This window comes from Pseudomonas germanica (assembly GCF_019614655.1).
GTDB classification, from domain to species: domain Bacteria; phylum Pseudomonadota; class Gammaproteobacteria; order Pseudomonadales; family Pseudomonadaceae; genus Aquipseudomonas; species Aquipseudomonas neuropathica.
In genome coordinates this window covers 3,177,497-3,204,286 of sequence record NZ_CP071586.1, presented here as the reverse complement: position 1 = coordinate 3,204,286, position 26,790 = coordinate 3,177,497, and the positions used below count along the sequence as shown (strand labels likewise).

The window sequence follows — 26,790 nt, the reverse complement described above, 5'->3', positions numbered from 1 at the left end:
ACAACTGCGCCCGCAGCGCCCACGCCATAGCATTGATTTCGACAGCGGACGATTAAGCGCCAAGCAGTACGGCAAGCAGTTTGCGGCGGCCAGTGATCATCACGCCAGTGTCGGAAAAAACTCGGGTTATCCATCCATCAGCATCAGGGAGCACATTATGAAACAACAATTATTGGTGATCGGTGCGGGGTTCGGCGGGCTGTGGAGCACGTTGAGCGCCGCGCGTTTGCTGGATATGCATGACCGCCACGATGTGGAGATCACACTGCTCGCCCCGCAAGCCGAACTGCGCATCCGTCCGCGCTTCTACGAACCCGATGTCCACAGCATGTACGCGCCGCTGGATGCGCTGCTCGCTGCCGTGGGTGTGCGTTTCGTCAAAGGCACCGCCGAGAGCCTTGACAGCCAGGCACGCCGTGTCGGTTATCGCGATGAGGCCGGTCGCCCGGGTGAGCTGACTTACGATCGCCTGGTGCTGGCCAGCGGCAGCCAACTGGCGCGTCCGCCGGTGCCGGGCCTGAAAGAGAATGCGTTCGACGTCGACCAGATCGAGTCGGCGGCACGCCTGGAGCGCCACCTGCACGCGCTGGCCAGCCAACCGGCCAGCGCCGCGCGCAACACCGTGGTCATCGCCGGTGGTGGCTTCACCGGTATCGAAACCGCGACCGAAATGCCGAACCGTCTGCGCGCCATTCTCGGCGAGCTGCAAGACATTCGAGTGATCATCGTTGATCGCAGCAAAGACATCGCCGCGACCATGGGCGACGGCATCCGTCCGTCCATCATCGAAGCGTCAAAAGAACTGGGCATCGAGTGGATCATCGACGCCACGGTCGCCGCCGTGGATGCCAACGGCGTCACCCTCGCCGACGGTCGCCACATCGAGAGCAATACCGTGATCTGGACCGTGGGTTTCCGCGCCAGTCCACTGACCGAACAGCTCAATGCCGAACGCGATGGCCAGGGGCGTCTGCACGTCGACGGCAATCTCAAAGTGCAAGGTCTTGAGCACGTGTTCGCCGCCGGCGATGTCGCCCGTGCTGCCACCGACGACGTCGGCAATATCTCGGTGATGTCCTGCCAGCACGCGATCAGCCTTGGTCGTCATGCCGGCAACAACGCCATTGCTGATCTGCTTGGCGTGACGCCGACCACCTACCGTCAGCCGAAGTACGTGACCTGCCTCGATTTGGGTGCTTGGGGCGCGGTGTACACCGAAGGCTGGGATCGCCAACTGAAGCTGGTGAAAGCCGAAGCCAAGGAACTGAAGACGCAAATCAACAGTGTGTGGATCTACCCGCCGGCCGCTGACCGTCGCACCGCCCTCGCCGCTGCCGACCCGATGATTCCGGTGGCCTGATCTCGCCCCAATTGTCCAAGAACCGATGTCTTGCCTGATAAAAAGGAGAACACCATGACCATGCATCTGGATTCCTTCACCGCCCACAACGCCACCCTGCAAACCCCGACCGAAGAGCTGGTGCCATCGCGCTACGCGCTGCGCCTCGGCAACATCGACGTGATGGTAATCAGCGACGGCGTCCTGCCGCTGCCGACCCAAACCATGTCGACCAACGCCGATCCCGCCGAGCGCGCTGCGTGGTTCAAAGAGATGTATCTGGGTCCCGACGCGTTCGACTGGGCACTCAATGTCCTGGTGGTGCGCAGCGGCGAGCAGGTCATCCTCGTCGACGCCGGCCTCGGCGGACAATTTCCCGGTTTCCCTCGCGCCGGGCAGTTTCCCAAACGCCTCGCGGCGGCCGGGATCGACCTCGCGGACGTCACCGATATTGTCATCACGCACATGCACATGGACCACATCGGCGGCTTACTCGTCGAGACGGTAAAAAATCGTCTGCACGACGACGTGCGCATCCACGTCACCGCCACCGAAGTCGACTTCTGGACCTCGCCGGATTTCACCAGCACCGACATGCCCGCGCCTGTGCCGGACGTGCTGCGCTCCACCGCCAACGCCTTCATCCAGCAATACCAAAGCAAACTGCATATCTTCGAGGACGCGTTCGAAGTCGCCCCCGGCGTGGTCGCAAAACTCACTGGCGGCCACACCCCGGGCCACTGCGTGGTTTACGTGAACTCCGGCGACGAACGCCTGACCTTTGCCGGCGACGCCCTGTTCCCGGTTGCCTTCGACCATCCGGACTGGCACAACGGCTTCGAGCACGATCCTGATGAAGCGGTGCGCGTGCGCGTGCGCCTGCTGCAGGAAGCAGCGGCCAGTGGCGAACTGTTTGTCGCCACACATCTGCCCTTCCCGTCGGTCGGCCGCGTTGCCGTCAATGGCGAGGCGTTCCGCTGGATTCCGGCGATCTGGGATTACTGATTGAGCTAGCGCCACACCGCTTCGCCCGGCCTTGGTCGGGCGAAGTTGTTTTCGCCTGTTACAGATCCGTTCCGGGACAACCGCTACCTTTCCTCCTTTACATGGAACGACGGTCGATCCTTGTTCTCTACCACTGAACCTACAGTGGAGGGATTGACCATGATTGCCCCTGAAACCGGTATGAAACCGGGTGAGCGTTACTGCATTGAAAGCGTCGAGCGCGCGCCGCAATTTCCTGGATTTTTCCTCGATGGCAAGTATTACCTGGGCCCCGAGTTGCAGACGGCCGTCGGCTGGCTTGAAGGACAGAATTTCCTGTATGACCAACTCGATCCCAATGGCGAGCCGGTTTATCCGGGCAGAATCGTTGGCACGATTACCGCGCGAACACTGGAACTGGCGGATGGGTTGCGTCTGAGCATCGAGGAAATGCCGTTTCAGGCAGAAGCCGTTTCACCATTGCGGACGTTTGACGAAGTGACCGTTAAAACCCGACCTCTGACGATATCGCAGCGGCACACGACAGCCGGCCGCCAGCCGATGCAACCTTCTGCGCTGTTGGTTGCAGGCGCGGCATTGCTGGTAGGGCTGTGCTTGTTGGCGATCAATCGTTCTGGCCGTCGAGTCAAATAGGCTTTGCACGACGCGGGCGGTGACCGTTTTTTACGGCCGCGATCAAAGGCTGATTACAGCGCTGGCTTCGCGCATGAAGATCTCCACGGTCTTCGGACCGATACCATCGAACTCCGCCAGTCGCCTCTCGAATGCCTGGCGATCAGGGCTTGCCTCGACCATGTGGCTGACCTTGCCCGCGTACTCGTCGTTAAGCTTGCGTGCCAAGGCGTGCAGCCGCACGGCAGTGGTCTCGTCGTAACGCACGTAATGCGCCTCCCCTAGCATCGCGACCAGTTCACGATGGCTGCACGCAGCCAGTTTGCGCGGCGTATCGCGCCCGTGTTTATCGGCAATCACCCGATACGCTTCGGCAGCGATTTCAGCCTGTATCCGCTTGCCCATCAAGAAGCTCGCGAGCAGCCATTTGAACAAGCCACCGTCATCGTTGTGCTTAAGCTGAATGTTCAAATCCCTGGCGCTGATGGTCTTGTTCACCGCTAACCTCCGGAGTTGAAATCGTGGGGATTTTTCGTCCTCTGCCTGCCTGGTAAGTACTTGATCGTTAGGCTGCCGCCGGTTCCAACCGTTCAAAGCAAAACACCTACCAGCGGCCTGAAACGAACTCCCGAAAATCCTTTGAATTTTTTTCGTCGGCAAAACTCATTTGCGTATGAGCGTAAGGAGGAGCGCATGAGTAACGTCGACATCTTCGTCATCGAATACAAACTTCACGGCCAGCCAAAGTCATTCGTCATCCGCGCAAAAACCATGCGCAACGCTGACGCATGGCATTGGGCGAGTTGCGACGCCGGCATTGCGCCGATTCCAAAACCCGGCAAGCCTCCGTTGAAAGTCATCTCCAAACCCCAAGCCGAGCGGTTCGGTATCACCGAGGTGAAATGGCGCGAAACGGCGACGGTGGACTGGACGGAGGCTTAGTCATGTTCAAACAGATCGGTAAGATGATCTGGGTGAGGGTGCCGGTGGCTGACGGCGGCGTTTGGCAGTCACCGTGAGCAAATCATCGCTGGCGAGCACTTAAAGGCTCGTCAGCGGCTCAATGAGCAAAATCAGCATTCCGAAAGAGGCCTGCCCTACTGCACATTCAGTTGAAGCAACTCACCACCCTCTTCACTCAGACGCTGCAGATATGCACCGGCGTCAAGCAACTGATAAGGAAAGTAAAGACCTGCCGGAGTCGGCGGCTGACCATCCAGCCCAAGCAATCGCTCCAGCAGCATGGCGACGCTCAGACCCGTCAACGCTGCAGCGCCTGCCGGGTGAACGAGAGCATGCCGGGTGTGCAACGGGCGCCCTTGATGATCCTCACCCAGCAGTTCGATGAGAATCTCGGTCGACATCGGCCGACCGGCGCGCCGCGATGAACTCACTCCGCTGGCGAGATTGAACTGAACATTTGGCGCATCGGTGGCCGCCGCCAGCCCGGTGACATCGATGGACGAGAAGCCGCTGGCTTGCATCGGCGTGCCGTCCAGCGCTCTGAAGCTGACGTTCTTGTCCGCCCCTTCGCGCCAGAGGTAATCGCCCTCGCGCCGAGTCAGGGCGGCGGGCAGCAGCTTGTTCAGGTGTTCGAAATCCTTAGCCACGGTCGGCCCGCCGCCATCCTGCTCGTCGACCAACGCATCGATACGAATATCGCGCACCCGGGCAAAGGCCTCGGCGAGGTGCAGCGTCGCAACGGTCGTCGCGCCTACCATCCACTCGTAACCCAGCACGATGGGCGCCGCATCAGGGCGGTGGATGTAGCTCGCGATTTGCGGCGCCATCTCGAAAATGCCAGAAGAAATGCTCAGGTGCGGGACCTTGCGCCTCTGCGCGAAACGCAACCCGGCAAGGGAATGATCCATATAGAAAACCGCCACGGCACTGACCGGGCGATCACCCAGCCCCAGGTCATCGGCCGCAGGGTCAATAATCACGCCCTGCGCCCCGCCCATTTCCTCGGCGGCTTGCTCAGCCTTGGCCAGGTCTCGGCCGCCGATCAGCAACGGGACGCCGGGATAAGCAGCACGCAACGCTTCGGCAGAACGGTGGCCAATGGCGCCGGAACCGCCCAGGAACAAAATCGGGTGAACTGACATGGGTATCCTTCCTCGTCTTTTGGGGTTGCAACCTAGTGTTGGTGCGTGCCCTGTCGTGAGGGTTCCCCGCCATTGCCTGAGCTGGAGAGTGGACCGACGAATGCGATTTTGAACGGAGTGTTGATGAGCCGTGTTTAGGCGTTTTTCATGGTTGTTTAAAAGACACGTCGCGTTACCTGCTTAAGGCTACAACGTCTTGCGCCATTGCCTACGACTACGCCAGAATCCGCCGGCTTGTGCGTCTGCGGCGCGGGTTTTATCGTTCCTGGGTCACTGAAAAACAGTGATGGGGTTTGGTAGCCCGCTCTCATATGACGCATAACGTCACCGTGCGCAGATGCTTTTCAGCATTTGTCTTATGGTGGCCATGCGCAGGGCGCCCTCGGGCGCGCCGGATTTTCCATATGGGCCGGTCTACCAACCTTCGTATGGCCACCACCTTTCGTTTGGTAGCGAAGGTGATGGCTCCTTAAGTCCCATATGGAGCTTCATCTATGTTCAAACCAACGCCGAATCCCCCAGAAACCGATCCAGTCTCACCCTACAAATTTCCAGACTCGCGAACACTCAACGACGCCGCCGAACGCGCCCTCGATTACTACCTCACGCCAACACAACGCATCATGGGCAGCGACCAGAAACACGCTCCCATGTTTCTGGCCAACTCCGATTACGACAGCGAGTCCCTGCTCGTTAACGCCAGCGAATCTCTCAGTTCAGCCACCGAAATGCTCTGCAACTTCGCCGCCCTCCTCGACCCAGGCCACCGCAAAACTGCGCTGGGCATTGCGCAAGTGGTAATGCTGGGCGAATTGGCGGTAAATCAAGCGCTGGATAAAGTTGTGCCGGTGGATTGATGAGTAATCCCTTTGTGGCGGCGTTCTGGCTGCTGTCACAAAGGGATAAAGATTGCATTGGGTGGCCGCTCTCGGCCAAAAGCCGTCAGTTGCAATTAAAACTAAACGGCTACGTGTTTACCCAACTCAATTTTACTGAAGCAGCTTCAAGGCGCGATCAAAGTCGAACAGCTCCACCTGCGCCGCGGCAAGTGCCAGACGTTCTGCCAGCGCTTGATCGAGTGGCCTGTTGCGCAGGGCCGCCAGCACGTCCAAAGCCGCCGTATCACCTTCGTCGAGAAGAACAATAAGCCGGTTCAGTTGCTCGCTGATTGCCGCGTCGTCCAGCAGGTCACCCTCCGTGGAGGCCAGTGTGTCCGCCTCAAGGTTCGCCAGACTCGCGAGGGTCGGGAGCAAGTAATGCTCGACCTGCATCGCTAGCGCTTGCACGACCTCAACCGGCTCGTCGTCCTGACAGGCCTGTTCTAACAACGTGCAAGCCTGCGCCACGGCCTTGGCGCCGATATTGCCGGCGGTGCCGCGCAAGCTGTGCGCCAGTCGTGCGGCAGCAGCAGAATCCGGATCGATTCGTGCGGCCTGGAATTGCTCGGAAAAATCTGTCTGAGTGTCGCGAAACTTGCAGAGTAGACGTAAGTAGAGATCCCGCCGCCCCATGCAGGTGGCGAGTCCCGCAGCCAGATCAATGCCCTCAAGACGATCTGGCAATCCATCGACCAAACCTGCGTTCAGCGAAGCTTGAGCGACTCGTGGTTTGATCCATTTTGCCATTGTGGCGAACATGGTTTCGACGTTGAGTGGCTTGGAGATATGGTCGTTCATACCGCATTCGAGCGCGCGCTCGCGGTCACCGTCCATGGCGTTGGCGGTCATGGCGATCACTGGCAGAGTGCGGAAGCGCGGTTGCTGACGAATTTTCCGGGTGGCTGTGTAGCCATCCATCACCGGCATCTGGCAATCCATCAGCACGCCATCGAAGTCGTCATCCTCGCCGAGAATATCCAGGGCCTCTTGGCCGTGCGTGGCGAGTCGCAAGCGTATTCCGACACTCTCCAGTAGCTCGCTGGCCAGTTCCTGATTCAGATCGTTGTCTTCGACCAGAAGCAGTCGCGCTCCATTGAGGCTGGCGACGGTGTTGGCATTGTGCAGGGAGCGTTCGCCAGCCCGAGTATCGCTGTGGGTGTCTCTGCCCAGCACGACACCGATGGCTTCAAGTAACGAGGACGGCGTGACAGGTTTGGTCAGTACCACCGGCAACTGGATGCCCTGGCGCTCGGCTTCTTCGCGGGCTTCTTCGCGGCCAAAAGCGGTCACCATGATCACCGATGGCGTGCGCATCAGGCTGGCGGAATGCATTCTGCTCACAGCTTCCATGCCATCCATGCCGGGCATCCGCCAGTCCATCAAGACCAGATCGTAAGGCAGCACCTTGTGCTCGGCGTCGGTCAACATGCGCAGCGCCAGACTACCGCTCTGCGCGACATCCACTTCCAGACCAAAGCTGCGCGCCATGCCCGAAAGGATTTCACGGGCACTGGCGTTGTCATCCACGACAAGCACGCGCATGCCCAACAGCTCGCCAGCCTTGAACATGCGACGCGGCGGAACATTTTGCTGTACGCCGAGTTGTACCTGGAAGTGAAACGTGGAGCCGACTCCCGGTTGGCTTTCAACCCAGATTCGACCGGCCATCAGCTCCACCAGCTTCTTCGAGATGGACAATCCCAGCCCGGTGCCCCCGTACTTGCGAGTGATCGAACTGTCAGCCTGACTGAACGACTGGAACAGACGTGAACACTGCTCGACGGTCATGCCGATGCCCGTGTCGCGCACCCAGAAATGCAGTTGCACGTGTTCGTTGTGAGAAGCAACTTCTTCAACGCCGACCACGATGTCACCGTGTTCGGTGAACTTGGCCGCGTTGTTGCCGAGGTTGATCAGCACTTGCCCCAGTCGCAGGGGGTCGCCGAGCAAGGCTGTGGGCAGGTCAGGCGGAATCTGAAACAACAACTCCAGCCCCTTGTCCTCGGTCTTCAAGCCGATCATGGCAGCGAAGCTGTCGAGTACATCTTCCAGACGGAACGGGATCTGTTCGAGACTCATCCTGCCGGCTTCGATCTTTGAGAAGTCGAGAATGTCGTTGATGATTCCCAGCAGGTTCTCCGCTGATCGGTGGACTTTTTCAATGTAGTTGCGCTGGCGTTTATCCAGTTCGGTACGCAGCGCCAGGTGGCTCATGCCGATGATGGCGTTCATCGGTGTTCGGATCTCATGGCTCATGTTGGCGAGAAACTCGCTCTTGGCCTGCGTGGCCTCCTCGGCCGCAGCCCTTGCCTCTGCCAGTGCGGTTACATCGATGTTGATGCCGGTTGCGCGCAATGGCTTGCCGTCAGGCGTGCGTGAGAAGCGATTCAGCGACCGGAACGTGCGCACCTGCCCATCGTTTTTACGCACAATCCGGAAGTCGAACTCGGCGCGATCATCGCCACTCTGGACGGCACTCTCGAACGTGCTGCTGACCCGCGCCAGATCGTCGGGATGCACCAGTGCCTTCCAGTGCGCCAGCGTACCGCCGAAGCCGCCTGGCTCCAGACCAAACAGGGTTTCGAGTTGGGGTGTCCAATAGTTTGTGCCACTGACCAGGTCGACGTCGAACAGCCCGATGTCACCGGACTCCTGCGCCAGATTCAGACGATCGCTGGCCGTGCGCAGCCTGGCTTCCATCGCCCTGCGCTCACTGACATCGCGCACCGAGGCGCACACACAGACGCCACGCCCCTCCAGGCGCGGTAGATGGGAAAGGCCAATTTCTACGGAGAACAAACTGCCGTCTTTGCGTACACCGCTCAGATCGTCAAGATCGCCGCCCATCTGCCGGGTTCCGCCGCTGGCAATGAACCCGTCGCGTAACCTGACATGGCGCTCGCGGGCAGCCTGCGGTACCAGACGCTCGATGCTGGCGCCAATCAGCTCGCCGGGGGCGTAGCCAAACAGGGTATCCATCTGCGGGTTGGTCATCAGGATGCGACCGTCGGCGCCCAGCACCAGCATGCCGTCCGGTGCTGCCTCGATGATGCCGCGGTACCAGGCTTCGGTGGCGCGCAATGCGGCCTGCTGGGCCTCCAGCTCGCTGGCCTGGTGCTCCAGTTGCAAAGCCTGCGCGCCCATTTCGTCTGCCTGACGGCGAGTTTCCAAGAGCAGCGCCTGAGCTGCCTCACTGCGTTCCATAATGGCCATGGCGCCGGCCAGCCGGGGCAGGACTTCTTGCAGCAGCAGCGCTTCGTTCTCTTCCAGTTGGCGAAAACCGGCCATTTCCATCACCCCGAGCAGGCGTTCGCCACGCATCACGGGCTGAACCAACAGGACGCTGGCCGGGGCTGCGCCCAATGGCGTACGTACATGCCAAAACGGTTCCGGTAGATCCTGAAGCTGGCGGGGCTGGCGATCCAGTGCGCACTGGCCAAGCAACCCTTCACCGAGATCAAGTTCAGCGGGTAGCGGGTGAACACTGTCCACCGCATAACCGCCAACCAGGCGCAGGCGTGCCGCGCCTTCATAGAGAACGTAAAGCGCTCCCTGGCACATGCCCAACTGCGGCGCGATGTGGCTGAAAAAAGCCTGGGCCAACTGCTGCGGTGTCTCCGCCTGTTGCAGATCCACTTGCAGGAGCGACGTGTGGTTTTTGATCCAGCGCTGTCGCTCAAGCTGACAAGCTTCCAGCTGCAGCGTGGCGATGGCACGCGCCAGGTCGCCGGTTTCGTTGCGAAGATCGGTGTGCGGGATCTGACCGTCCAGCTTGCCGGACGCCAATTCGTCCACCGCCACGCGGACGCGATTCAACGGCACGCGTATGGAATAGCTGACCAGCCAAGTCAACAGCAAGGCCAGCGTCGACCCACCCAGCAGCAAGATGGACGTGATCGCAGTACTACGCTCTGCGTACTCCGCCAGGTTCTTCGCTGTATCGTGGATGTCGGCTTCCTTGTTTTTCTCGATCTGGTTGAGCAGCCCATCGCCGCCCTGTTCCAGCGCAAGAAAATCCTTACTGTTGAGCAACATCAAGGCCTGACCCAAGGAACCCTTGCCGGCCAGCTCCAGTGCCTCATCGCCGTCTTTTTGCAGACGCTTTAATACCATTTCGAATTCCAGCAGGCTGCTGACGCTGCTCTGCCTGCGCAGCGTTGGACGAACCTGCTCCAGCGCTTCGTGGAGTCGCGCCTGGGCGACATCCATCTGGGCTCTGGCGCTGATACGGATGTCTGCGTTGTTGGTCGCGATTGCACGTTGCATGGCGAGCAACAGATGCGGCAACTGCACCCGAACCTCCTGCACATGCTGGATACCTACCAGATCCTGTTGGTACAACTGCTGCATTTCAGTTCTTAGCGAATACTGCGTGCGCAGGCTTTGCACGCCCAATATCAGGATCAATATCAGCAGCGCAGCGAAGCCGATGATCAATTTACTGCGCAGAGACAGGCGCTCGAGCATCTCGAACAGTCTGTTCATAAACGGCCTCTTTCAGCTGGATGTGCAGAGTAATGCGCGTGATTCAGGGACGTTCGGCAATCTGCTCAAGCAGTGCTAACTGCCTGGCCATGTCCTGGTCGCTGTCGGCAAATCGCTCGGCAATTGCGCGGAACTGCTCGGCATTGGCGAGAAACGCGTCACAGATGTCCGGATCAAAATGCGAGCCCCGGCCTTCGCCGATGATTTTCACCGCCTGCTCGTGAGGCATGCCGGGCTTGTACACGCGGCGGCTGATCAGCGCATCGTAGACATCTGCCACGGCCATTAACCTGGCGCTGATCGGGATATCGTCGGCGGCCACGCCTTGCGGATAGCCACTGCCATCCCACTTTTCCTGATGGCCGTAGGCGATTTCCTTGGCCAAATGAAGGAAATCGACGTTTATGCCTAATTGATCCTCCGCGTGCTGAATGGCGTCCCGCCCCAATGTGGTGTGGGTCTTCATGATCTCGAACTCTTCAGCGGTGAGCCGTCCCGGTTTGAGCAGGATGCGATCGGGAATGCCAATCTTGCCGATATCGTGCAGCGGTGCCGATTTGAAGAGCAGCTTAATGCTGTCCTCGTCGAGAAAGTGCCGGAAACGCGGGTGGTTGCGCAACAGTTCAGCCAGGTGTTTGATGTAGTGCTGGGTACGGCGAATGTGGTTGCCGGTTTCGTTGTCACGGGTTTCGGCCAGCGAAGCCATGGCGTGGATGGTGACATCCTGGATGGCGATCACCTCCCGGGTGCGGCGCTGCACTTCCCGCTCCAGAAATTCGTTTTGATTGCGCAGGAAATCGGCAAGGGACTTGAGCTTGATTTGGGTCTCGACCCTGGCCATGAGCACCGGGGGGATGATCGGCTTGGTGATGTAATCCGCAGCCCCGAGGCTCAAGCCGCGAATCTCGTCCTCCGTGGCAGTCATGGAGGTGAGGAAAATGATCGGTATATGGCGAATGCGAACGTCAAGCTTGAGCTGCTCGGCAACGTCATAACCGGACAGGCCCGGCATCATGATGTCCAGCAGGATCAAATCGGGAAGCGGGTCGGCCTGCAGAAGGCGTAGGGCCTTTTCGCCGCTGTTGGCGGCCTTGACCCGATATTTGTCCTTCAGCAACTCGGCGATCAACATCAGGTTGTCGGGGGTATCGTCGACCACCAGAACGGTCGCTGATGGATAAACGCCCTGAGTGCTATCCATGGTTGTTGGCTCCCTTGCCAGACAATTAAGGAGTTGGCGCACTTGCACCAGTCTCTTGCTGGCAAGCGTAGCTATAAAAGCTGCAATCGCTAGGCGGAGATCTGTAGGTTGGATCGTAGAGGCACTAGATCGAATGTCTGCTACTGGCCGGAAGCAGACAATAGTCAATGTCCACGCTGGCTCCCAAGCAGTGACTGGATGTAATAGAGGACACGCGATGAAGCACGTAGCACAACTAAAGGCCCTGCTTACTCACGACCCTGCAAGGATGAAAATCCTGCGTATGGCTCGCGATCTGAACTTGCCCGACTGCTGGATTGCCGCCGGCTTCGTGCGCAGTCTGGTATGGGATCACCTGCATCAACGCAAGCCTTCAGCGCTGCCAGATGATATCGATGTCATCTGGTTCGACCCGGCACGTGCCAATACAGAAGCGGATTCCGCTTTGGTCAGAACGCTGTCGAGCCGGTGTAGTGAAGTGAACTGGTCTGTAAAAAATCAGGCGCGAATGCACCTGCGCAATGCCGATACCCCTTATCAATCGACGACCGATGCAATGACCTGCTGGCCCGAGACTGCCACGGCCGTCGCTGTCAGGCTTGATCATCACGGTGAAGTGGAAGTTTCAGCACCGCTGGGGCTGGAAGACCTGTTCTCAGGAGTGGTGCGGCCGACTGATCGATTCAAATCCGAAAAGTACCCCCTGTTCCTGGACCGCATTAGATCCAAAGCGTGGCGTGAGATTTGGCCTGAGCTGATATTCGTCACGCAACGATAAGGTCAATGGCGACTGGCCTAGCCTCCTGAGGTGATCAGCCGCTGAAATCCTTTAACCCCGAACGCAGAGAAAAACCTGTTATCCACCCATAAACCATCGTAATTTACCCGCCATAACTACAAGGTCGTTTTGGGGATACACGTGGGAGCCTATCGTCTGCTGTTGGCCGTCCTGGTCGCTGTTTCGCATATGGGCAAGATGTTCATGGGGTTCAACCCGGGCGTGGTGGCGGTGATTTCTTTCCTGCTCATCAGTGGTTTTGTGATGACCTCACTGATCGAGCGCAATTACCAGGCGCCCGAGAAAGTTGGCCGGTTCTACCTGGACCGCGCCCTGCGCCTTTACCCGCAATTCCTGTTCTACTTCATCCTCTCTTGTGCGGTGATCTATTTCCTCCTGCCTGGCACGCCGCAATGGGCTGAACTGAACGTCAAAAACATCGCCGCGAGCCTTGCAATAGTGCCCCTCGGTTTCTATATGTTCGGCGTGACCGGAGCGGGAATCGTGCCACCGGCCTGGTCGCTAGGACTGGAGATGTGTTTCTACCTGGTGATCCCGTTCCTGCTCATCTACAGACTACGGGGCGCGGCCTTCGCCTTGTCGGTTGCGGTCTTCATCCCCGCCTGCCTTGGATTCATCAACACCGACTACTACGGCTACCGTCTGTTGCCGGGTGTCCTGTTCATCTTCCTGTGCGGCAGCTACCTCTACAAACCGCAGGCGAAGGGTTTCGCGATTGCTGGCGGTACCGCTGTGGCAGCGGCATTGATCTTTGCGGCGATCATGATGGGCTGGATCGAACGTCGGCCGTCCAACGCCGAAGTGGCCGCCGGCATTGCCCTGGGCATCCCTGCGGTGTACGGGCTGACAACACTCAAATTTCACCGGATTGACGAGTTTCTCGGGAACATCAGCTATGGCGTATTCCTCAATCACTTCCTGGTGATTTACTTCCTGCACGGCCTCTGGCCGATCACCTCATTCGATTGGTCCAAGGTTGCAACGGTGTTGGTGCTGTCGTTCTTGCTCAGTGGTGTTTCGTATTACTGCGTCGAGCGGCCAGCGTTGAAGTTTCGGCATAAACTTCGGGCCGGCTCCAAGGATCGAGTGGGGGCCGTTCGGGCAAGTGAGGCAACGGCTTGACGGCGACAGGCGACAGATCGCGCTGCTGAACGTGGCCTGTCTCTCACATTCATGTGCCTAAGCGAGCGCAGTCATTCGCGAACCACTGCTGGCGGCGCTATGATCGCAACACCCGACGTCTTGAACACAAAACCCATGCCCACCCCGAAAACCCGCCCTACCCCCGCCCCGTTCCTCAACCCCGGCGAATCCGTGGTCCTGTTCGATGGCGTGTGCAAACTCTGCAACGGCTGGGCGCGTTTTTTGATTCGCCATGATCATCAACGTCGCGTGCGTCTGGCAGCGGTGCAGTCGCCGGAGGGACAAGCCTTGCTCGCGTGGGCCGGCCTGCCAGTCGATCAATTCGACACCATGGCGGTAATCCGTGACCGTCACTATTGGGAACGTTCAGACGCGTTCTTCGAAGTCATCAGCCAACTACCCGCCCGCTGGCAGCCATTGCGGCTGCTACGCGTATTCCCGCGCGGCCTGCGCGACTGGGCCTACGACCGCATCGCGCTGAACCGCTACCGACTGTTCGGCAAGTACGACACCTGCCTGCTGCCAACCCCGGATCATCAACAGCGCTTTCTGAAAACAACTACGCCAGAAAGCTAATCAACTGCACCGGCGTCATCTTCGTCACCATCATCAGCACGATGACAAACATCCCGGCAAACCCGAGCACGCCCATCCAGAACCACTTCCGGTAAACGGCTTGATACTGCTCATCAAGCCCCGCCCCCGCCTCGCTCGCACTCGACGCCATCACATACAGGCGCTTCTGCAGGAGCAACACCGGCAGCCACAGCGAGCCGACGCAGAAGAAGACGATCAGCGAGGTCAGCACCCACTCGGCGCTCATCGACAACCCCGAAAGCCGCATCAGCAGATAACCTGTGATGATCTGCACAAACCCGGCCGGCGTGGTGATCCAGGTGTCGAAGCGCACCACCATGCGCGCGACGTGCGCTATCACGTGCGGATTGCCGGTGCGGCTGGCGGCGATCAGGTAGAGGTAGGAGCCCATGCCGAAACCGAACAGGAAGATCGCGGCGATGATGTGCAGGTACTTGAGGCACAGATAGAGCATGTCAGCGCTGCCCGTCCGAGAAATGCACGGCCAGGCTCAGGTTGTCCGGGTCGTTGATCGCGGCCATGTACTCGGCGACGCTGATTTCGCCCACGCACGGTCTGGCGCCGGCGGTTGGCACGTGGCCCTGGGCCATTTTCGTGGCCAGGGCCACGGCGGCGCAGCTGGGGATTTCCGGGCCTTTGTCGTTCAAAGCCGTGAGTTGTGCGGTCATCGACAGCGGCTTGCCGTCAACACCAAGGCCCTGCACGTCGATGTACATCGCACTTTTGCCATCGCCGAATCGCTCGAATCGCATGCCCAGCCGATGCAGTCTTCCGGCCCACAAGGCATGGTCGCGCACCAGCCCGACTTTCAGCGCCTGAGCCAGCAAGCCGTTGGCGAAACCGCCGAGCTTGAGACCGGCGCCCGCCTTGAAGCTCAGGGTTTGCGCACCATAACGACCGGCGAAGATGTCCATGTCCGGGACATCGACGTTGGCCAGCAATCGGGTGCCCATCTGCGGCATCTTGCGCAGGGTCAGGTCCAGCCAGCCCGACACTTCATGGACTTTGCCGTTCTTGAGTTGCTTGATCGGTTTGCCGGCATAAGCCAGGACACCTTCGATGGTCGACAACCCGGGCATTTTCGCCGAGGAAGAAATGCCATGCTCGATCGAGTCAATGCGCGAAAAGCGCTGGCGCTGCTCATCGATGATCGCTGAAGACAGTGTCGGCACCGAGCTGCAACCACTGAGGATCGCCACGCCCGCTTGTTTCGCCCGCGCATCGAGCACGTCGATGCCGTTGACGAAGGTGCGGCAGTCCGCGAGGTCGCAATAGTTCACGCCGGCATCGATGCAACTCTGTGCAACGGCATAGGATTGCCCCTGAAACGGCCCGCCGGTATGGACGACCAACTGAATGTTCAGCGCACGCAAAGCGGCTTCGAACTCCGCGCCCATGGCATCGCCGCACCAGCCTTCGCAGACGTTTCCCGAATGGCTGTTGAGCTCATCGAGTTTGCGCTGCAACTTGCGCGGGTCACGACCCGACAGCACCAGCCCGATGTCCGGCATCAGCGCCAGATGTCTGCACACGATGCTGCCGAAATTTCCGTAGCCCCCGACCACCATCACCCTGAACGGCATGCAATTCTTCCCTAAGTCATTTCATCAAACAGGCGGGAAGGATATAGGGCCGAACGTCAGCAGGCCATTCAGATCAGTTGTTCGCCAGCCGACGAGATCCATTTGCGCAGCAGGCAGCCAGAGTGTGCCGTCGCGATTGTTGGTTGATGAAAGAAGGGACACACGACGTGAAGGCTCAGCAGTTCCAGGGGGCTTCGGCGTCGGCGTCGATAGCGTATTTCGCCCGAGCCTGGGCATGTGCCCGCGGATCGACCGAAGCCAGCGCCGCCAAAACGATGTGATAGCGATCCACTTCAAAGAAGCTGCGCAACGCCGAGCGTGTGTCGCTGCGTCCAAATCCGTCGGTGCCCAGGCAGATGCACGGTGCCTGTAAATACGGCACCACCAATTGTGCATAGGCGCGCACGTAATCACTGGCCGCCACGACTGGAGCGTTACCGGGCAGACAATGCAGCAGGTGACTCTGGCACTCGACATCGCCGCCGAACACTTGCTGACGCTGCACCTCGCGGGCATCCCGGGCGAGTTCGGAGAAGCTGGTCACACTCCACACTTCGCTGCTGACTTGCCACTCTTGATCCAGCATATGTGCGGCGGCAATCACCTCGCGCAGAATCGCTCCCGAACCCAGTAAACGAACCGCCGGTACCTCCTCGCCATAGCGCGCATAGAGGCGCATGCCGCGAATCACGTCCGCGTGTTCGTCTGGTTCAAGTGAGGCCTGAACGTAGTTCTCGTTGGTTACCGTCAGGTAATAGAACTCATCCTCTTGCTGCTCCAGCATGCGCCGGGCGCCATGGTCGATGATGACCGCCGCCTCGCTGGCAAATGCCGGGTCGTAGGCGCGGCAGTTGGGCACAGTGGCTGCGATCAATTGACTGGAGCCGTCCTGATGCTGCAGTCCTTCACCGGCCAGCGTTGTGCGCCCCGATGTGGCGCCGATCAAAAAGCCTCTGGCGCGCTGGTCGGCGGCAGCCCAGATCAGGTCGCCAATGCGCTGAAAGCCGAACATCGAGTAGTAAATGTAGAACGGCAGCATCGGCTCGCCATTGACGCTGTAGGACGTCGCCGCAGCGATCCAGGAAGAAATCGCGCCGGCTTCGGTGATGCCTTCTTCGAGCAGTTGCCCGTCGGTCGATTCCTTGTAATAGAGCAGCGCGCCGGCATCTTCTGGCTCGTACAACTGGCCGACGGATGAATAAATCCCGATTTGCCGGAACAGATTCGCCATGCCGAATGTGCGCGCTTCATCGGCGACAATCGGCACAATGCGTGGCCCCAATTGTTTGTCCCGGATCAGATGGGTGAACAGTCGCACCACCGCCATGGTCGTCGAGTTTTCACGCTCATCGGCCTTCAGCGCAAAACGGCCATAGCTGTCGAGCGGTGGCACTGTTATTGGTGCTGACACACCGTTGCGCTTGGGCAAGTAACCGCCGAGCGCCCGTCGCTGCTGATGCAGGTATCGCAACTCGGGGCTGTCGTCAGCCGGTTTGTAGAAGCGCATTTCTGCCACGGCCTCATCATCCAGCGGCAAGGCGAAACGATCACGGAATGCCTTGAGCACCTCGATATCGAGTTTTTTCTGCTGGTGCGAGGTGTTGCGCGACTCGCCGATCTGGCCCATGCCGAAACCTTTCTTGGTTTTGGCGAGCACCACGGTCGGCCTGCCCTTGTGCTTGCGCGCGGCCTCGAACGCGGCATGCAACTTACGAAAGTCGTGACCGCCCCGGCGCAACGCGTCGATCTGCTCCGGGCTCATGTCTGCAACCAACGCCTGCAACTGCGGGTCCTGGTCGAAGAAATGGCTGCGGTTATACGCACCGTCATTGGCCCCCAGATTCTGGTACTCGCCATCCACCATCCCGGCGAAGTGGCGCAACAGTGCATGGCCGTCATCGCGGGCAAACAATGGGTCCCAGTCCGAACCCCACAACACCTTGATCACATTCCAGCCGGCGCCGCTGAACAGTGACTCCAGCTCTTGAACGATTTGCCCGTTGCCGCGCACGGGGCCGTCGAGACGCTGCAGATTGCAGTTGATCACGAAGGTGACGTTGTCAAGATTCTCCCGCGCTGCCAGCGAAAGCGCGGCGATGGACTCCGGCTCGTCCATCTCGCCATCACCAAAAACGCCCCAGACATGCCGCCCCTCCGTCGAGGCAATCCCACGGTGCTGCAAATACCGCAGGAACCGTGCCTGGTAAATCGCATTGATCGGGCCAATACCCATTGAGCCCGTGGGAAACTGCCAGAAGTCGGGCATCAACCAAGGATGCGGATAGGAACACAATCCGCCGCCCTTCACTTCTTGCCGGTAACGCTCCAGTTGCGACGCCTGCAAACGCCCTTCAAGAAAGGCCCGCGCGTACACCCCGGGGGCAGAGTGCGCCTGGAAGTAAACCAGATCACCGCGCCCGGCTTCGCTGTCCGCACGGAAAAAGTGATTGAAGCCGACCTCGAAAATTTCCGCCGCCGAGGCGTAACTGGCGATGTGACCGCCCAATTCGCCATAGGCCTTGTTCGCCTTCGCCACCATGGCCAGGGCGTTCCAGCGAATGATCGAGGTGATGCGCTCCTCCATCACCAGATCCCCGGGATAAACCGGCTGCTGTTCGAGCGCGATGGTGTTCTGGTACAGCGAATACGCACTCGCCGTCGTTTGCACGCCGAGACGGCTGGCCTGCTCGGCCAGTCGCAGCAGCAAGAACCGCACGCGCGGTCTGCCGCCGACTTTCGCGACACCTGCCAGGGCTTCCAGCCACTCGTTGGTTTCAATGGCATCGATGTCTTCGTGAACCGGCGTTCCGTGGGTTGGCCGTTGCGCGGTATCTTTCATGGCAGAACACCCTGACAGGTTGAATGGACGACTGGATCAGTTCGACACGTGCTCAAGAAATATCAGTTGCAGCGGCTCCTCCAGCAGGTCATCCGCCGCGGCGGCAAAGCGCTTGAAGTAAGGCATGGCGAAATGCGCATCCAGTGCCGCCTGATCCTTGAAGGCCTCGCGCATGTAGAACGTGCCGCGCTGGTCGCGCAGTTCAAACAACACATAGTCGAGATTGCCCGGCTCTGCGCGTGTCGGCTCAACCAGCGCCAGCAAGCCTTCTTTCAAGGCCTGTTCCTGGCCTGACCTGGCCTTGAGCACGGCAATCGAGATCAATGTTTCTGTGGACTGGTTCATCTTCAATACTCCTGGGACCGGCTGCATTCAGAGAAAGGTAAACAGCGACTGGGACGGCAAGCGGGACTTGGGCAGGCCTGCGTTGAAGTCTTCGCTGCTGTGATAGCCCAGGCTCACCACGACCAGACTGGTGAAGCCCTGTTCGCGCAGGCCCAGTTCACTGTCGAGGACTTTGCTGTCGAAACCTTCCATCGGCGTCGCGTCGATACCCAGCGAGGCGGCACCCAGCAGCAATGTGCCCAGCGCGAGGTAGGTCTGCTTTTCCATCCAGTGCTGCAGGTCTTTCTGATCGAAGCGATGCAGATCGACAAAACCGCGCCGTCCACGCTCCTGCCCTGCTCGCGCCTCGGCATTGTGAAAACGCCCGTCCATGGCTTCCTGAGCCAGCAACGCCTGCAGGTATTCCTCCGGCAGATGCGTGCGAGTGCAGAAGACGATGACGTGCGACGCGTTGAGTATTTTCGGCTGGTTGAAGCTGAACGGCCCCTGAGTACTGTGGGCGATTCGCGCCCGGCTCTGATCACTCTCGGCAACCACGAAATGCCAAGGCTGAGAGTTGACCGACGACGGACTGTTGCGCAGTTGTTCCAGCAGCAACTCCAGTGTGTGCCTGGGAATCTTGCGGTCGGCATCGAAAACTTTTGTGGTGAAACGGCGCTTGGCCAGAGAAACGAGATCCATGATTGAACTCCTGATCTGAAAAGTGAAAACGTAAAACTCAATGCCGCTTGGAAATCAGCGCGTCGGCGCCGGCGCTGCGTCGATCTTCAGACGCATCAGGCTGTAAGGTTTTTGCCGCTGATCCTGCCCGGAACGGAATGCCGCCTGGCGGTGCAACTGGTTGGCGATGAAATACAGATAGCCGTCGGGGCCAATGGACAATGTGTCTGGCCAGAGCAGACGCGGGTCGTGTACCAGCGTTTGCCATTGGCCGTCCGGCAGACGCTTGCGGATCGAGTTGTGCTCGTAATCGCCGGCATAGACGGCGCCGGCGGCGTCAGCCTCCAGACCATCGGACGCGCCCTTCTCCCCCAGATCCTGCACGGCAGCCGTCAGTTGCTGTTCACTGAAGTTGGCATCACGCAGCAACGCGGTGGACACCGAATACAGGTGCCGACTCGACAGCGGAGTGAAATACAGTGTCTTGCCGTCCGCCGACAGCGCGATGCCGTCCGAGGCCACGCCCAGCGGTTTGCGCTTGCCGTCCGGAGCTTCAACGGTGAGTGGCAGGCCTTCAACCACCGGGACAAAGGTCGGGTCAACCGAGGTCGCCGGCACACCGCTCAAACGGCGCATGGCACTGCCGCTGGCGATGTCCATGACGATGATCGCGCCCGGTCCACGCAGGGACGAGTCAGTGAGATAGACCGTTCCCTCCGGGCCTGTGCGAAAGTCGAAACGCATGTCGTTAACGTAGGTGCTCGGCAACATGACGTTGTCCGGGAACACCAGACGCTTCACGATCTTGTTGCTGACCAGATCCACCGCGATCAGCTTCGCGCCTTTAGGTTTTGGGTCTGCGAAACCCGGCGCGGCGGTATCGAGCAACCAGACACGGCCCCGCCCGTCGGCCACCACGCTCTGTACGCTGATCAGACCATCACTGGGATCGTTGAGGTTTTCCTGGTTGATCGCCGCGTTCGGGTAAGCCACGACTTTACCGTCGCGGATCTCGCCCACGGTGAACGGCACGTTGTCGCCCCAACGCGGGAAGTTGACGAAGATGCGCCCGGTCTCGGTGACGGTCACGCCGGTGGGCATCGCGTCGTAGAACGCATGGACCTGTTCGAGCTTGCCGAAGGATCGGTCGGCGGGGGCATTGGCCGGCAACGCGACGGCGCTGATTGCATGGGCGAACGGCGCCGCCATGACCATGACCAATGCAGCAGAAAGCTTTTTCATACGCATGAGCTGCTCCTGACCGGCCCGCTTGCAGGCCCGTCTGAATGAGTGAAATCAGAAACCTTCAAGCACCAGTTTGCCTCGGGCCTTGCCGCTCTCGACCAAGGCATGGGCACGGCGCATGTTTGCCGCGTTGATCGCGCCAAAATGTTCACCGACAGTCGTTTTCAAAATGCCCTGGTCAATCAGATCGCTGACGCGATTGAGCAGGTGATGCTGCTCAATCATGTCCGGGGTTTCGTACAGCGAACGGGTGAACATCAGCTCCCAGTGCAGCGACAGCGACTTGCGCTTGAGCGGCATCACGTCGAGGCTTTCAGGATCGTCGATCACGCCCAGACGCCCTTGTGGTTGAAGCACTTCGATCAGCTGCGCAAAATGCTGCTCGGTATGGGTCAGGCTGGCGACATGGCTGACCTCGTCGATGCCCAGTGCCTGCAACTGTGCGAGCAGCGGCTGACTGTGATCGATGACGTGATGCGCGCCCAATTGCCGGACCCAGTCAGCCGTTTCCTGCCGTGAGGCGGTGCCGATGACAGTCAGCTGCGTCAACTGTCGGGCCAATTGCACCAGCATCGAACCGACGCCGCCCGCTGCCCCCGTGATCAACAGGCACTTGCCCTGCCCTGAACCTTCGGTGACACCGAGACGGTCAAACAACAGCTCCCAGGCGGTGATCGAGGTCAACGGCAATGCCGCGGCATCCGCAGCACTTAACGAACGCGGTTTGTGCCCGACGATTCGCTCGTCCACCAAATGAAATTCGCTATAACTGCCGGTGCGGGCAAGGGAGCCTGCGTAGAACACTTCGTCGCCAGGCTGAAACAGCGTCACTTCAGCCCCGACCTCGCGGACAATACCGGCGGCATCCCAGCCGAGGATTTTCGGTTCTTTGGTGAAAGTTCCGGCGCGTACTTTGGTATCGACCGGATTGACCGACACCGCACGAACTTCTACGAGCAAATCCCGGGGGCCGGGAGTTGGCACCGGAAGGTCGATGTCCTGCAACGATTGCGGATCTTCAATGGGCAAAGCGTGTTGGGTGAAGGTGATGGCTTTCATGGAAACTCGCTGTCTGAAGAGCTGATGTGCTCGCTTGCCGCCATCTTCGACTTCCCAAGCACAAAGAAAAACCAGCAGAATGCGCCAACACTTTCACTGCAGGAGTGAAAATGATCCGCATCGATGATCTTGGTTTGTTCACCCGCAGCGCCGCGCTGGGCAGCTTCACCGCTGCCGCCCATGAGGCGGATTTATTGCCCGGTCAGGTTGCCGCGGCGATCAAGCGTCTGGAGCGTGAGCTGGACGTGCGCCTGTTTGCGCGCACCACCCGCAGCCTGCGATTAACCGCCGAGGGCGAGCAATACTTGCCCACCGCCCACTCGGTGCTGGAGGCGCTCAAGCAAGGCAAGGAAAACCTGCGCGGTGAAAGCGCCACGTTGCGCGGCGTGTTGCAAGTGACGGCGCCGTCCGATCTGGGGCGCAACATTTTGCTGCCGTGGCTCACACTGTTTCGCCGCCAGCACCCGGAACTGACCTTGCGCTTTTCCCTGTCGGACCAGATGGCCGACTTGTTTCGTGACCCGGTAGACGTGGCGATTCGATACGGCTCGAATGAAGATGCCAACTACGTGGCGCTGCCGCTGGCACCGTGGAACCGGCGGGTGCTGGTCGCCGCACCGGAATACGTGGAGCGCCACGGATACCCGCAAACGCCGGACGATCTGCACAACCACGCTTGCCTGCTCTACCAGCAAGGCGGCCGGATCTACGACAAGTGGAGCCTGGGCAGTGAAACGATCCAGGTCTCGGGACCGATGTTCAGCGACGACGCCGACATCGTGCGCCGCTGGGCGTTGAGCGGCGAAGGCATCGCCAACAAATCCTGGCTGGACGTCAGTGCAGACGTGATCGCAGGGCGACTGGTCGTGCTACTGAAGGATTTTCCCGGCAATGCCTCACCGTTGAGTCTGGTGTGCCCGCATCGCAAGCAGATCACCCCGGCGGTGTCTCAGCTTTATGCGTGGTTGAGTGGCCAGTTTGTCGCTCTGGAACGCATCCAATAGCTCCCCCCCGTTGGTTGCCACATTGACGAGACGCTCCTCGAATGTTCAGATGCCGGCCAGTTTCAGGTGTCCCATGCCGCCGTGCATGGGGTGAAACGGGAAACCGGTACGTTCTTTTCGAACAAGTCCGGTGCTGCCCCCGCAACGGTATGCGCGTGATGTTTTCAATACACCACTGTGGCCAGACGGCCATGGGAAGGTGAAAACCTCGATACGCGCGAGCCCGGAGACCGGCCTGGAATTTCGTTTGGCAAAATCCTGCGGTGGGCGGGCATGGGCCGGTATTGGCTGCGCGCGATGCCTTCTCTTGCATGCTCTTCTGCGAAGATCCTTTTCGAGAAGACAATGATTCGACCTTTCAACACTTCTGCTCCAACCCTGTTCCTTGGCTGCCTGTTCAGCCCGCTGCTACTGGCCGACGACGCGCCGCTGGAACTCAATCAACAAATCGTTTCCGCACCGTCGGTGGAGTCCACCACCGTCGCCGACATGGCCAGATTCGGCAGCAAGGTCGAAATCGTCAGCCGCGAACAGATCGAACGCGCCGGCCCCAGCGCCGATGTCAGCCGCGTGATGCAGATGTTCATTCCAGGCTTGTATGTTGCGCCGAAAAACGGCCCTTTCGACTACGGCACCTATTCGCTGCTCGGCGGGCGCAACGACGACACGCTGATCCTGCTCGACGGCGTGCGCCTGAACAATCGCCTGTACGGCGGCCTCTATCTGGACACCCTGCCGGCCAACGCCATCGAACGCATCGAAGTGCTCAAGGGTGGGCAGAGCCTGTTGTTCGGCACCCAGGCCGTGTCCGGTGTGATCAACATCGTCACCCGCAGCCCGCAATCGCGCAAAGCCGCCGGCGAAGTGAATCTAGGCGTCGACAGCTTTGGCGGCACCACCGAAGACGCCCGCGTCGAGAATATCTTCACTAACGGCTTCGGCGACCTCGGTTTGTTGGCGTACGTCAGTCACAACGTCTCCGACGGTTACCAGCCCTATCGCAACCGCGACATGAAAAACGATTCCGGCAAGGATCGCGCCTACGAAGTCACCACGTTCGGCGGCAAGGCGATTCAGTCGTTCGACGACGATTCGCGGCTGGAGCTGTTTTACCAATACGCCGACGCCAACCTCGATTTCGCCCGCCCGGTCGACAACCACAAGACCACTAACGACCGCGTGCAGCAGATCGCCACGGCGACCTTCGAGCAGGCCGTCAATGAGCGCCTGAGCTACTTCGTCAAAGGCCATATCAACGACTGGGACACGCGTTATACCCGCGTCAACAACCGGGAGGGCGGCGGCACCAAAGTCATTAACCACAACGACTATTGGGGCTTCACCGACTGGGGTGTGCAGGCCGAAGGCAAGGCTGAATTGCCCGGCGATCATGTACTGGTGTTTGGCACCGACAATCAATGGTTCAAGGGCCAGGATGATGTGTTGATCATCGATAACGACAAGGCCGAAGCCCACGCTTTCTACACGCAACTGCGTCCGCAGATCGACGCCCTGCCCGACTGGCACCCGAGCATAGGCGTTCGCCACGAAGCCATGAGCGGCGGCGACAGTGCCACGGTCGGCATGCTCACTTCGCTGTATGACCTCAACGACAACTGGTCGGTGCGCGGTCAGTACGGCAGCGCCTACAAACTGCCGAACGCCGAGCAGCTGTTCGTCAATGAACCGGGCGACGAGATCGGCAATCGCAACCTGAAGCCGGAAAAAAGCCGCAATGCGGAGCTGGGTGTCGACTACAAAGGCTTTCTGCTCGACCGCGAATTCAGCGCCAGCGTGACCCTGTTCAAACGCAAGATCGACGACTTGATCACCCTCGACGACATTCAATGGGTCAACGGTGAAGGCCAGGTGCGTATGCGTGGTTTCGAGGCCGACGCCAAACTCGCGCTCAACGATCAGTGGAGCCTGCAAGCGGACATGACCCGCGACCTCACCGAATCGCGCAGCGGTGTGACCCTCAACGATATCCCGAGCTTCTTCGCCCGCTCGCGCGTGGGCTATGAATCGGAAAGCCGCCTGTGGGGTGCCGGCGGTGCGATCCGCTACATTCGTGACATCAAAAGCTCGAAGCAGGTCGAGTACGGCAATTATTCAGTGGTCGACGCCGACGCCTATCGCTACCTCGACAACGCCCACCAACACCGCGTAAGCCTGCTGGTGGAGAACCTGTTCGACCGTGATTACGTCACCAGCCGTTCGAGCAACATCGATAACCTCGGCCGGCCGTTCACCTCCGAAGTGCGCTACACGTACCGCTTCTGATGAGTGACATCAAAACCGTCGACGGCGTCGACACGCACCCGGACTGGTCGCAGGTGCCCGAGCATGCGCGCCATGTATTCGTCTGCACCGGCCCGCGTTGCACCCAGCGCGGCGCGTTGCAGTTATGGAAAACCTTGCGCCGGCACTTACTGGCGCACGATCGCATCGAGACGCCGGGCGGCGTCTTGCTGACCCGTACGCACTGTCAGTTCCCGTGCAATCTGGGGCCGATTGTGACGGTGTACCCGGAACGCTGCTGGTATGGCGTGCGCAGCCATGAAGATGTGCAGCGACTGGTCGAGGGGCATCTGGTGGGCGGTGAAGTGGTTGCGGATTTGCTGATCAAGGCGCAGACATGAGATCGATTCTGTACGTACTTGGCGCCCTGCTCTGCTCAATGCCTGTACTCGCCGACAGTTACCGCAATTGCGGCGAAGAATGGAGCACCGATCAATCTTCGCGCATCGTCGCGCTCAATCAGCATGCGGCCGATCTCGTCCTCGCACTGGGTGCCGGGCCAGCGCTGGTCGGCGTGGCGTATCTGGATGACACCGGTGCCGGTCAGCGCCAAGCCGAGTATTTCGGCGTACCGGTAATCGCGCGGCAGTACCCGGCCAGCGAAGTGCTTTACGCTGCGAAGCCGGATCTGGTGATCGGCGGTTTTGCCACGGCGTTCGGCGACGGGGTGACCTCGCGCTCGGGGCTTGCGCGCAATGGCGTGGGTACGTATCTGCTGGAATCCGCCTGCAATGGGCACTCGCTGGATTATTTCGCGCATGTGCGCAATGACTTGCTGACCTTGGGCAAGCTGCTGCACCAGCAGCAAAAAGCCCAAGCATTGATCGACTCCATGGAAAAGGACATTGCCAGCGCCCGAGCCTTGGCCGGTGCAGGTAAACCGTTGTCCGTGTTCTATCTCGACAGCGAAGTCAAAGGTCTCGACAGCGAAGGTCGGCGTGGCTTTGTCACTCCGCTGCTGGCGGCTGCCGGAGCACGCAATGTGTTCGCCGACATCAACCTCTATCGAGTCACCGTCAACAGCGAAACCCTGCTGGCCAGCGACCCGGACGTGATCCTGCTGGCCGACGCCGAATGGTCGCCCGCCCGCCGAAAACGCTACCTGTTGGCCCACGACCCGGTCCTCTCGCAACTGCGCGCGGTGCGCGAGAACCGCATCATCGAGATCCCTTTCACCCACCTGCTGCCAACCTACAACAGCGGCCGCGTCGCCTTGCAACTGGCCCGCCTGCTCAATGCACTGAAGAAAAATAAATGAACCCGTCGCACCGCACGCCACCTAACGAACAGACCATCAGGAGGTAGCCAATGCAAATCGAAACCGTGTGGATCGTACTGGCGGCAGTTCTTCTGCTAATCGAGCTCTGGGCCATCAATCGGGTGCGCAAGAGCGAGGGGAAAGCGAGCAACAAAGGTGTATGGATTGTGCTGATCGTGTTTGTGCCGCTGTTCGGCTTGATTGCCTGGGCGTTGGCGGGGCCCAAGCATGTCAGTCATAACTCAGCATCGTAGTCAGGCCGCTAGAACCTCATCTATGCTGCACACCGCAATACGGCCGGCCAGGCGACAACAGGGAGGTTGCATTGGCGA

24 protein-coding genes and 1 riboswitch are annotated in these 26,790 nt (G+C 59.8%); of the genes, 13 read left to right on the top strand and 11 right to left on the bottom strand.

All coding sequences use genetic code 11. The annotated features are described in order from the left end of the window. Nucleotides 1–157: 157 nt before the first annotated feature. The 3 genes from J0G10_RS14325 (at nucleotide 158) to J0G10_RS14315 (ending at nucleotide 2,977) form a co-directional block, all read left to right on the top strand. Nucleotides 158–1,360, top strand: a complete 1,203-nt coding sequence (locus tag J0G10_RS14325; protein ID WP_220558745.1) for an NAD(P)/FAD-dependent oxidoreductase — start codon at nucleotides 158–160, stop codon at nucleotides 1,358–1,360. Nucleotides 1,361–1,414: 54 nt separating this feature from the next. After that, a complete protein-coding gene (locus J0G10_RS14320; protein WP_220558744.1) occupies nucleotides 1,415–2,344 on the top strand; it encodes an MBL fold metallo-hydrolase in 930 nt (309 codons plus the stop codon). 159 nt (nucleotides 2,345–2,503) lie between these two features. After that, the gene (locus J0G10_RS14315) at nucleotides 2,504–2,977 is read left to right on the top strand and encodes a short chain dehydrogenase (protein WP_220558743.1); all 474 of its coding nucleotides are present in this window, start codon (nucleotides 2,504–2,506) and stop codon (nucleotides 2,975–2,977) included. Between the two features lie 42 nt (nucleotides 2,978–3,019). Here the strand turns inward: J0G10_RS14315 and J0G10_RS14310 are convergent, their stop codons facing one another. Continuing rightward, nucleotides 3,020–3,454 carry an HhH-GDP family DNA glycosylase gene (locus J0G10_RS14310; RefSeq protein WP_116255646.1) on the bottom strand — a complete coding sequence of 145 codons (435 nt, stop codon included), beginning with the start codon at nucleotides 3,452–3,454 and terminating at the stop codon, nucleotides 3,020–3,022. A gap of 195 nt (nucleotides 3,455–3,649) precedes the next feature. Between J0G10_RS14310 and J0G10_RS14305 the strand changes: the two genes are divergently transcribed. Continuing rightward, nucleotides 3,650–3,898: a DUF6555 family protein gene (locus J0G10_RS14305; protein WP_077572547.1), complete on the top strand. Its 249-nt coding sequence runs from the start codon at nucleotides 3,650–3,652 to the stop codon at nucleotides 3,896–3,898. A gap of 155 nt (nucleotides 3,899–4,053) precedes the next feature. On the opposite strand, the gene J0G10_RS14300 is transcribed toward J0G10_RS14305, so the two are convergent. Beyond that, nucleotides 4,054–5,061, bottom strand: a complete 1,008-nt coding sequence (locus tag J0G10_RS14300; protein ID WP_220558742.1) for a Rossmann-fold NAD(P)-binding domain-containing protein — start codon at nucleotides 5,059–5,061, stop codon at nucleotides 4,054–4,056. Nucleotides 5,062–5,555: 494 nt separating this feature from the next. Here J0G10_RS14300 and J0G10_RS14295 point away from each other — a divergent pair, with 494 nt between their 5' ends. Next, nucleotides 5,556–5,918 carry a DUF6124 family protein gene (locus J0G10_RS14295; RefSeq protein ID WP_220558741.1) on the top strand — a complete coding sequence of 121 codons (363 nt, stop codon included), beginning with the start codon at nucleotides 5,556–5,558 and terminating at the stop codon, nucleotides 5,916–5,918. 132 nt (nucleotides 5,919–6,050) lie between these two features. Here the strand turns inward: J0G10_RS14295 and J0G10_RS14290 are convergent, their stop codons facing one another. Together J0G10_RS14290 and J0G10_RS14285 are read right to left on the bottom strand one after the other, a co-directional pair. Continuing rightward, nucleotides 6,051–10,424 carry a response regulator gene (locus J0G10_RS14290; protein WP_220558740.1) on the bottom strand — a complete coding sequence of 1,458 codons (4,374 nt, stop codon included), beginning with the start codon at nucleotides 10,422–10,424 and terminating at the stop codon, nucleotides 6,051–6,053. Nucleotides 10,425–10,467: 43 nt separating this feature from the next. Further along, nucleotides 10,468–11,625, bottom strand: coding sequence for a response regulator (locus J0G10_RS14285; protein WP_220558739.1), 1,158 nt, complete (start codon nucleotides 11,623–11,625; stop codon nucleotides 10,468–10,470). A 217-nt stretch (nucleotides 11,626–11,842) separates the two neighbouring features. On the opposite strand from J0G10_RS14285, the gene J0G10_RS14280 reads away from it, so the two are divergent. From J0G10_RS14280 to J0G10_RS14270, 3 genes are all read left to right on the top strand, one after another. Next, the gene (locus tag J0G10_RS14280) at nucleotides 11,843–12,403 is read left to right on the top strand and encodes a nucleotidyltransferase family protein (RefSeq protein WP_095049906.1); all 561 of its coding nucleotides are present in this window, start codon (nucleotides 11,843–11,845) and stop codon (nucleotides 12,401–12,403) included. Nucleotides 12,404–12,544: 141 nt separating this feature from the next. Then, nucleotides 12,545–13,546, top strand: coding sequence for an acyltransferase family protein (locus J0G10_RS14275; protein ID WP_220558738.1), 1,002 nt, complete (start codon nucleotides 12,545–12,547; stop codon nucleotides 13,544–13,546). Nucleotides 13,547–13,681: 135 nt separating this feature from the next. Further along, nucleotides 13,682–14,143, top strand: coding sequence for a thiol-disulfide oxidoreductase DCC family protein (locus J0G10_RS14270; RefSeq protein ID WP_095126423.1), 462 nt, complete (start codon nucleotides 13,682–13,684; stop codon nucleotides 14,141–14,143). On the opposite strand, the gene J0G10_RS14265 is transcribed toward J0G10_RS14270, so the two are convergent. From J0G10_RS14265 to J0G10_RS14235, 7 genes are all read right to left on the bottom strand, one after another. Then, on the bottom strand, nucleotides 14,127–14,618 hold the full coding sequence (locus J0G10_RS14265; RefSeq protein ID WP_095126424.1) for a DUF2269 family protein: 492 nt from the start codon (nucleotides 14,616–14,618) through the stop codon (nucleotides 14,127–14,129). The genes J0G10_RS14270 and J0G10_RS14265 overlap by 17 nt on opposite strands. A 1-nt stretch (nucleotide 14,619) precedes the next feature. Next, entirely contained in the window at nucleotides 14,620–15,747 is a 1,128-nt protein-coding gene (locus J0G10_RS14260; protein WP_095049903.1) for a saccharopine dehydrogenase family protein, read from the bottom strand. A gap of 175 nt (nucleotides 15,748–15,922) precedes the next feature. Further along, complete coding sequence (gene mdeB / locus J0G10_RS14255) at nucleotides 15,923–18,586, bottom strand: alpha-ketoglutarate dehydrogenase (protein WP_095126426.1); 2,664 nt, start codon at nucleotides 18,584–18,586, stop codon at nucleotides 15,923–15,925. Between the two features lie 36 nt (nucleotides 18,587–18,622). Next, nucleotides 18,623–18,931: a putative quinol monooxygenase gene (locus tag J0G10_RS14250; RefSeq protein WP_095126427.1), complete on the bottom strand. Its 309-nt coding sequence runs from the start codon at nucleotides 18,929–18,931 to the stop codon at nucleotides 18,623–18,625. Nucleotides 18,932–18,958: 27 nt separating this feature from the next. Continuing rightward, a complete protein-coding gene (nfsB, locus tag J0G10_RS14245) occupies nucleotides 18,959–19,612 on the bottom strand; it encodes an oxygen-insensitive NAD(P)H nitroreductase (RefSeq protein ID WP_095049900.1) in 654 nt (217 codons plus the stop codon). 54 nt (nucleotides 19,613–19,666) lie between these two features. After that, complete coding sequence (locus J0G10_RS14240; protein ID WP_220558737.1) at nucleotides 19,667–20,839, bottom strand: L-dopachrome tautomerase-related protein; 1,173 nt, start codon at nucleotides 20,837–20,839, stop codon at nucleotides 19,667–19,669. A gap of 48 nt (nucleotides 20,840–20,887) precedes the next feature. Next, a complete protein-coding gene (locus J0G10_RS14235; RefSeq protein ID WP_095049898.1) occupies nucleotides 20,888–21,895 on the bottom strand; it encodes a zinc-binding alcohol dehydrogenase family protein in 1,008 nt (335 codons plus the stop codon). A 110-nt stretch (nucleotides 21,896–22,005) separates the two neighbouring features. Between J0G10_RS14235 and J0G10_RS14230 the strand changes: the two genes are divergently transcribed. From J0G10_RS14230 to J0G10_RS14210, 5 genes are all read left to right on the top strand, one after another. Continuing rightward, nucleotides 22,006–22,899 carry a LysR family transcriptional regulator gene (locus tag J0G10_RS14230; RefSeq protein WP_220558736.1) on the top strand — a complete coding sequence of 298 codons (894 nt, stop codon included), beginning with the start codon at nucleotides 22,006–22,008 and terminating at the stop codon, nucleotides 22,897–22,899. Nucleotides 22,900–22,946: 47 nt separating this feature from the next. Beyond that, nucleotides 22,947–23,152, top strand: a riboswitch (cobalamin riboswitch). Nucleotides 23,153–23,244: 92 nt separating this feature from the next. Next, nucleotides 23,245–25,182 carry a TonB-dependent receptor plug domain-containing protein gene (locus J0G10_RS14225; RefSeq protein ID WP_220558735.1) on the top strand — a complete coding sequence of 646 codons (1,938 nt, stop codon included), beginning with the start codon at nucleotides 23,245–23,247 and terminating at the stop codon, nucleotides 25,180–25,182. Beyond that, nucleotides 25,182–25,541 carry a (2Fe-2S) ferredoxin domain-containing protein gene (locus J0G10_RS14220; RefSeq protein ID WP_095049896.1) on the top strand — a complete coding sequence of 120 codons (360 nt, stop codon included), beginning with the start codon at nucleotides 25,182–25,184 and terminating at the stop codon, nucleotides 25,539–25,541. The genes J0G10_RS14225 and J0G10_RS14220 overlap by 1 nt, the downstream gene beginning before the upstream one ends. Beyond that, nucleotides 25,538–26,458: an ABC transporter substrate-binding protein gene (locus tag J0G10_RS14215; protein ID WP_220558734.1), complete on the top strand. Its 921-nt coding sequence runs from the start codon at nucleotides 25,538–25,540 to the stop codon at nucleotides 26,456–26,458. The genes J0G10_RS14220 and J0G10_RS14215 overlap by 4 nt, the downstream gene beginning before the upstream one ends. 50 nt (nucleotides 26,459–26,508) lie before the next feature. Then, nucleotides 26,509–26,712: a PLD nuclease N-terminal domain-containing protein gene (locus J0G10_RS14210; RefSeq protein ID WP_095049894.1), complete on the top strand. Its 204-nt coding sequence runs from the start codon at nucleotides 26,509–26,511 to the stop codon at nucleotides 26,710–26,712. The last annotated feature ends 78 nt before the right edge of the window (nucleotides 26,713–26,790 follow it).

What these genes read in the sequence shown, in the direction of transcription:
- J0G10_RS14325 (WP_220558745.1), top strand. Translation starts at nt 158, where the DNA reads ATGAAACAACAATTATTGGTGATCGGTGCGGGGTTCGGCGGGCTGTGG.
- J0G10_RS14320 (WP_220558744.1), top strand. Translation starts at nt 1,415, where the DNA reads ATGACCATGCATCTGGATTCCTTCACCGCCCACAACGCCACCCTGCAA.
- J0G10_RS14315 (WP_220558743.1), top strand. Translation starts at nt 2,504, where the DNA reads ATGATTGCCCCTGAAACCGGTATGAAACCGGGTGAGCGTTACTGCATT.
- J0G10_RS14305 (WP_077572547.1), top strand. Translation starts at nt 3,650, where the DNA reads ATGAGTAACGTCGACATCTTCGTCATCGAATACAAACTTCACGGCCAG.
- J0G10_RS14300 (WP_220558742.1), bottom strand. Translation starts at nt 5,061, where the DNA reads ATGTCAGTTCACCCGATTTTGTTCCTGGGCGGTTCCGGCGCCATTGGC.
- J0G10_RS14295 (WP_220558741.1), top strand. Translation starts at nt 5,556, where the DNA reads ATGTTCAAACCAACGCCGAATCCCCCAGAAACCGATCCAGTCTCACCC.
- J0G10_RS14290 (WP_220558740.1), bottom strand. Translation starts at nt 10,424, where the DNA reads ATGAACAGACTGTTCGAGATGCTCGAGCGCCTGTCTCTGCGCAGTAAA.
- J0G10_RS14285 (WP_220558739.1), bottom strand. Translation starts at nt 11,625, where the DNA reads ATGGATAGCACTCAGGGCGTTTATCCATCAGCGACCGTTCTGGTGGTC.
- J0G10_RS14280 (WP_095049906.1), top strand. Translation starts at nt 11,843, where the DNA reads ATGAAGCACGTAGCACAACTAAAGGCCCTGCTTACTCACGACCCTGCA.
- J0G10_RS14270 (WP_095126423.1), top strand. Translation starts at nt 13,682, where the DNA reads ATGCCCACCCCGAAAACCCGCCCTACCCCCGCCCCGTTCCTCAACCCC.
- J0G10_RS14265 (WP_095126424.1), bottom strand. Translation starts at nt 14,618, where the DNA reads ATGCTCTATCTGTGCCTCAAGTACCTGCACATCATCGCCGCGATCTTC.
- J0G10_RS14260 (WP_095049903.1), bottom strand. Translation starts at nt 15,747, where the DNA reads ATGCCGTTCAGGGTGATGGTGGTCGGGGGCTACGGAAATTTCGGCAGC.
- mdeB (WP_095126426.1), bottom strand. Translation starts at nt 18,586, where the DNA reads ATGAAAGATACCGCGCAACGGCCAACCCACGGAACGCCGGTTCACGAA.
- J0G10_RS14250 (WP_095126427.1), bottom strand. Translation starts at nt 18,931, where the DNA reads ATGAACCAGTCCACAGAAACATTGATCTCGATTGCCGTGCTCAAGGCC.
- nfsB (WP_095049900.1), bottom strand. Translation starts at nt 19,612, where the DNA reads ATGGATCTCGTTTCTCTGGCCAAGCGCCGTTTCACCACAAAAGTTTTC.
- J0G10_RS14240 (WP_220558737.1), bottom strand. Translation starts at nt 20,839, where the DNA reads ATGCGTATGAAAAAGCTTTCTGCTGCATTGGTCATGGTCATGGCGGCG.
- J0G10_RS14235 (WP_095049898.1), bottom strand. Translation starts at nt 21,895, where the DNA reads ATGAAAGCCATCACCTTCACCCAACACGCTTTGCCCATTGAAGATCCG.
- J0G10_RS14230 (WP_220558736.1), top strand. Translation starts at nt 22,006, where the DNA reads ATGATCCGCATCGATGATCTTGGTTTGTTCACCCGCAGCGCCGCGCTG.
- J0G10_RS14225 (WP_220558735.1), top strand. Translation starts at nt 23,245, where the DNA reads ATGATTCGACCTTTCAACACTTCTGCTCCAACCCTGTTCCTTGGCTGC.
- J0G10_RS14220 (WP_095049896.1), top strand. Translation starts at nt 25,182, where the DNA reads ATGAGTGACATCAAAACCGTCGACGGCGTCGACACGCACCCGGACTGG.
- J0G10_RS14215 (WP_220558734.1), top strand. Translation starts at nt 25,538, where the DNA reads ATGAGATCGATTCTGTACGTACTTGGCGCCCTGCTCTGCTCAATGCCT.
- J0G10_RS14210 (WP_095049894.1), top strand. Translation starts at nt 26,509, where the DNA reads ATGCAAATCGAAACCGTGTGGATCGTACTGGCGGCAGTTCTTCTGCTA.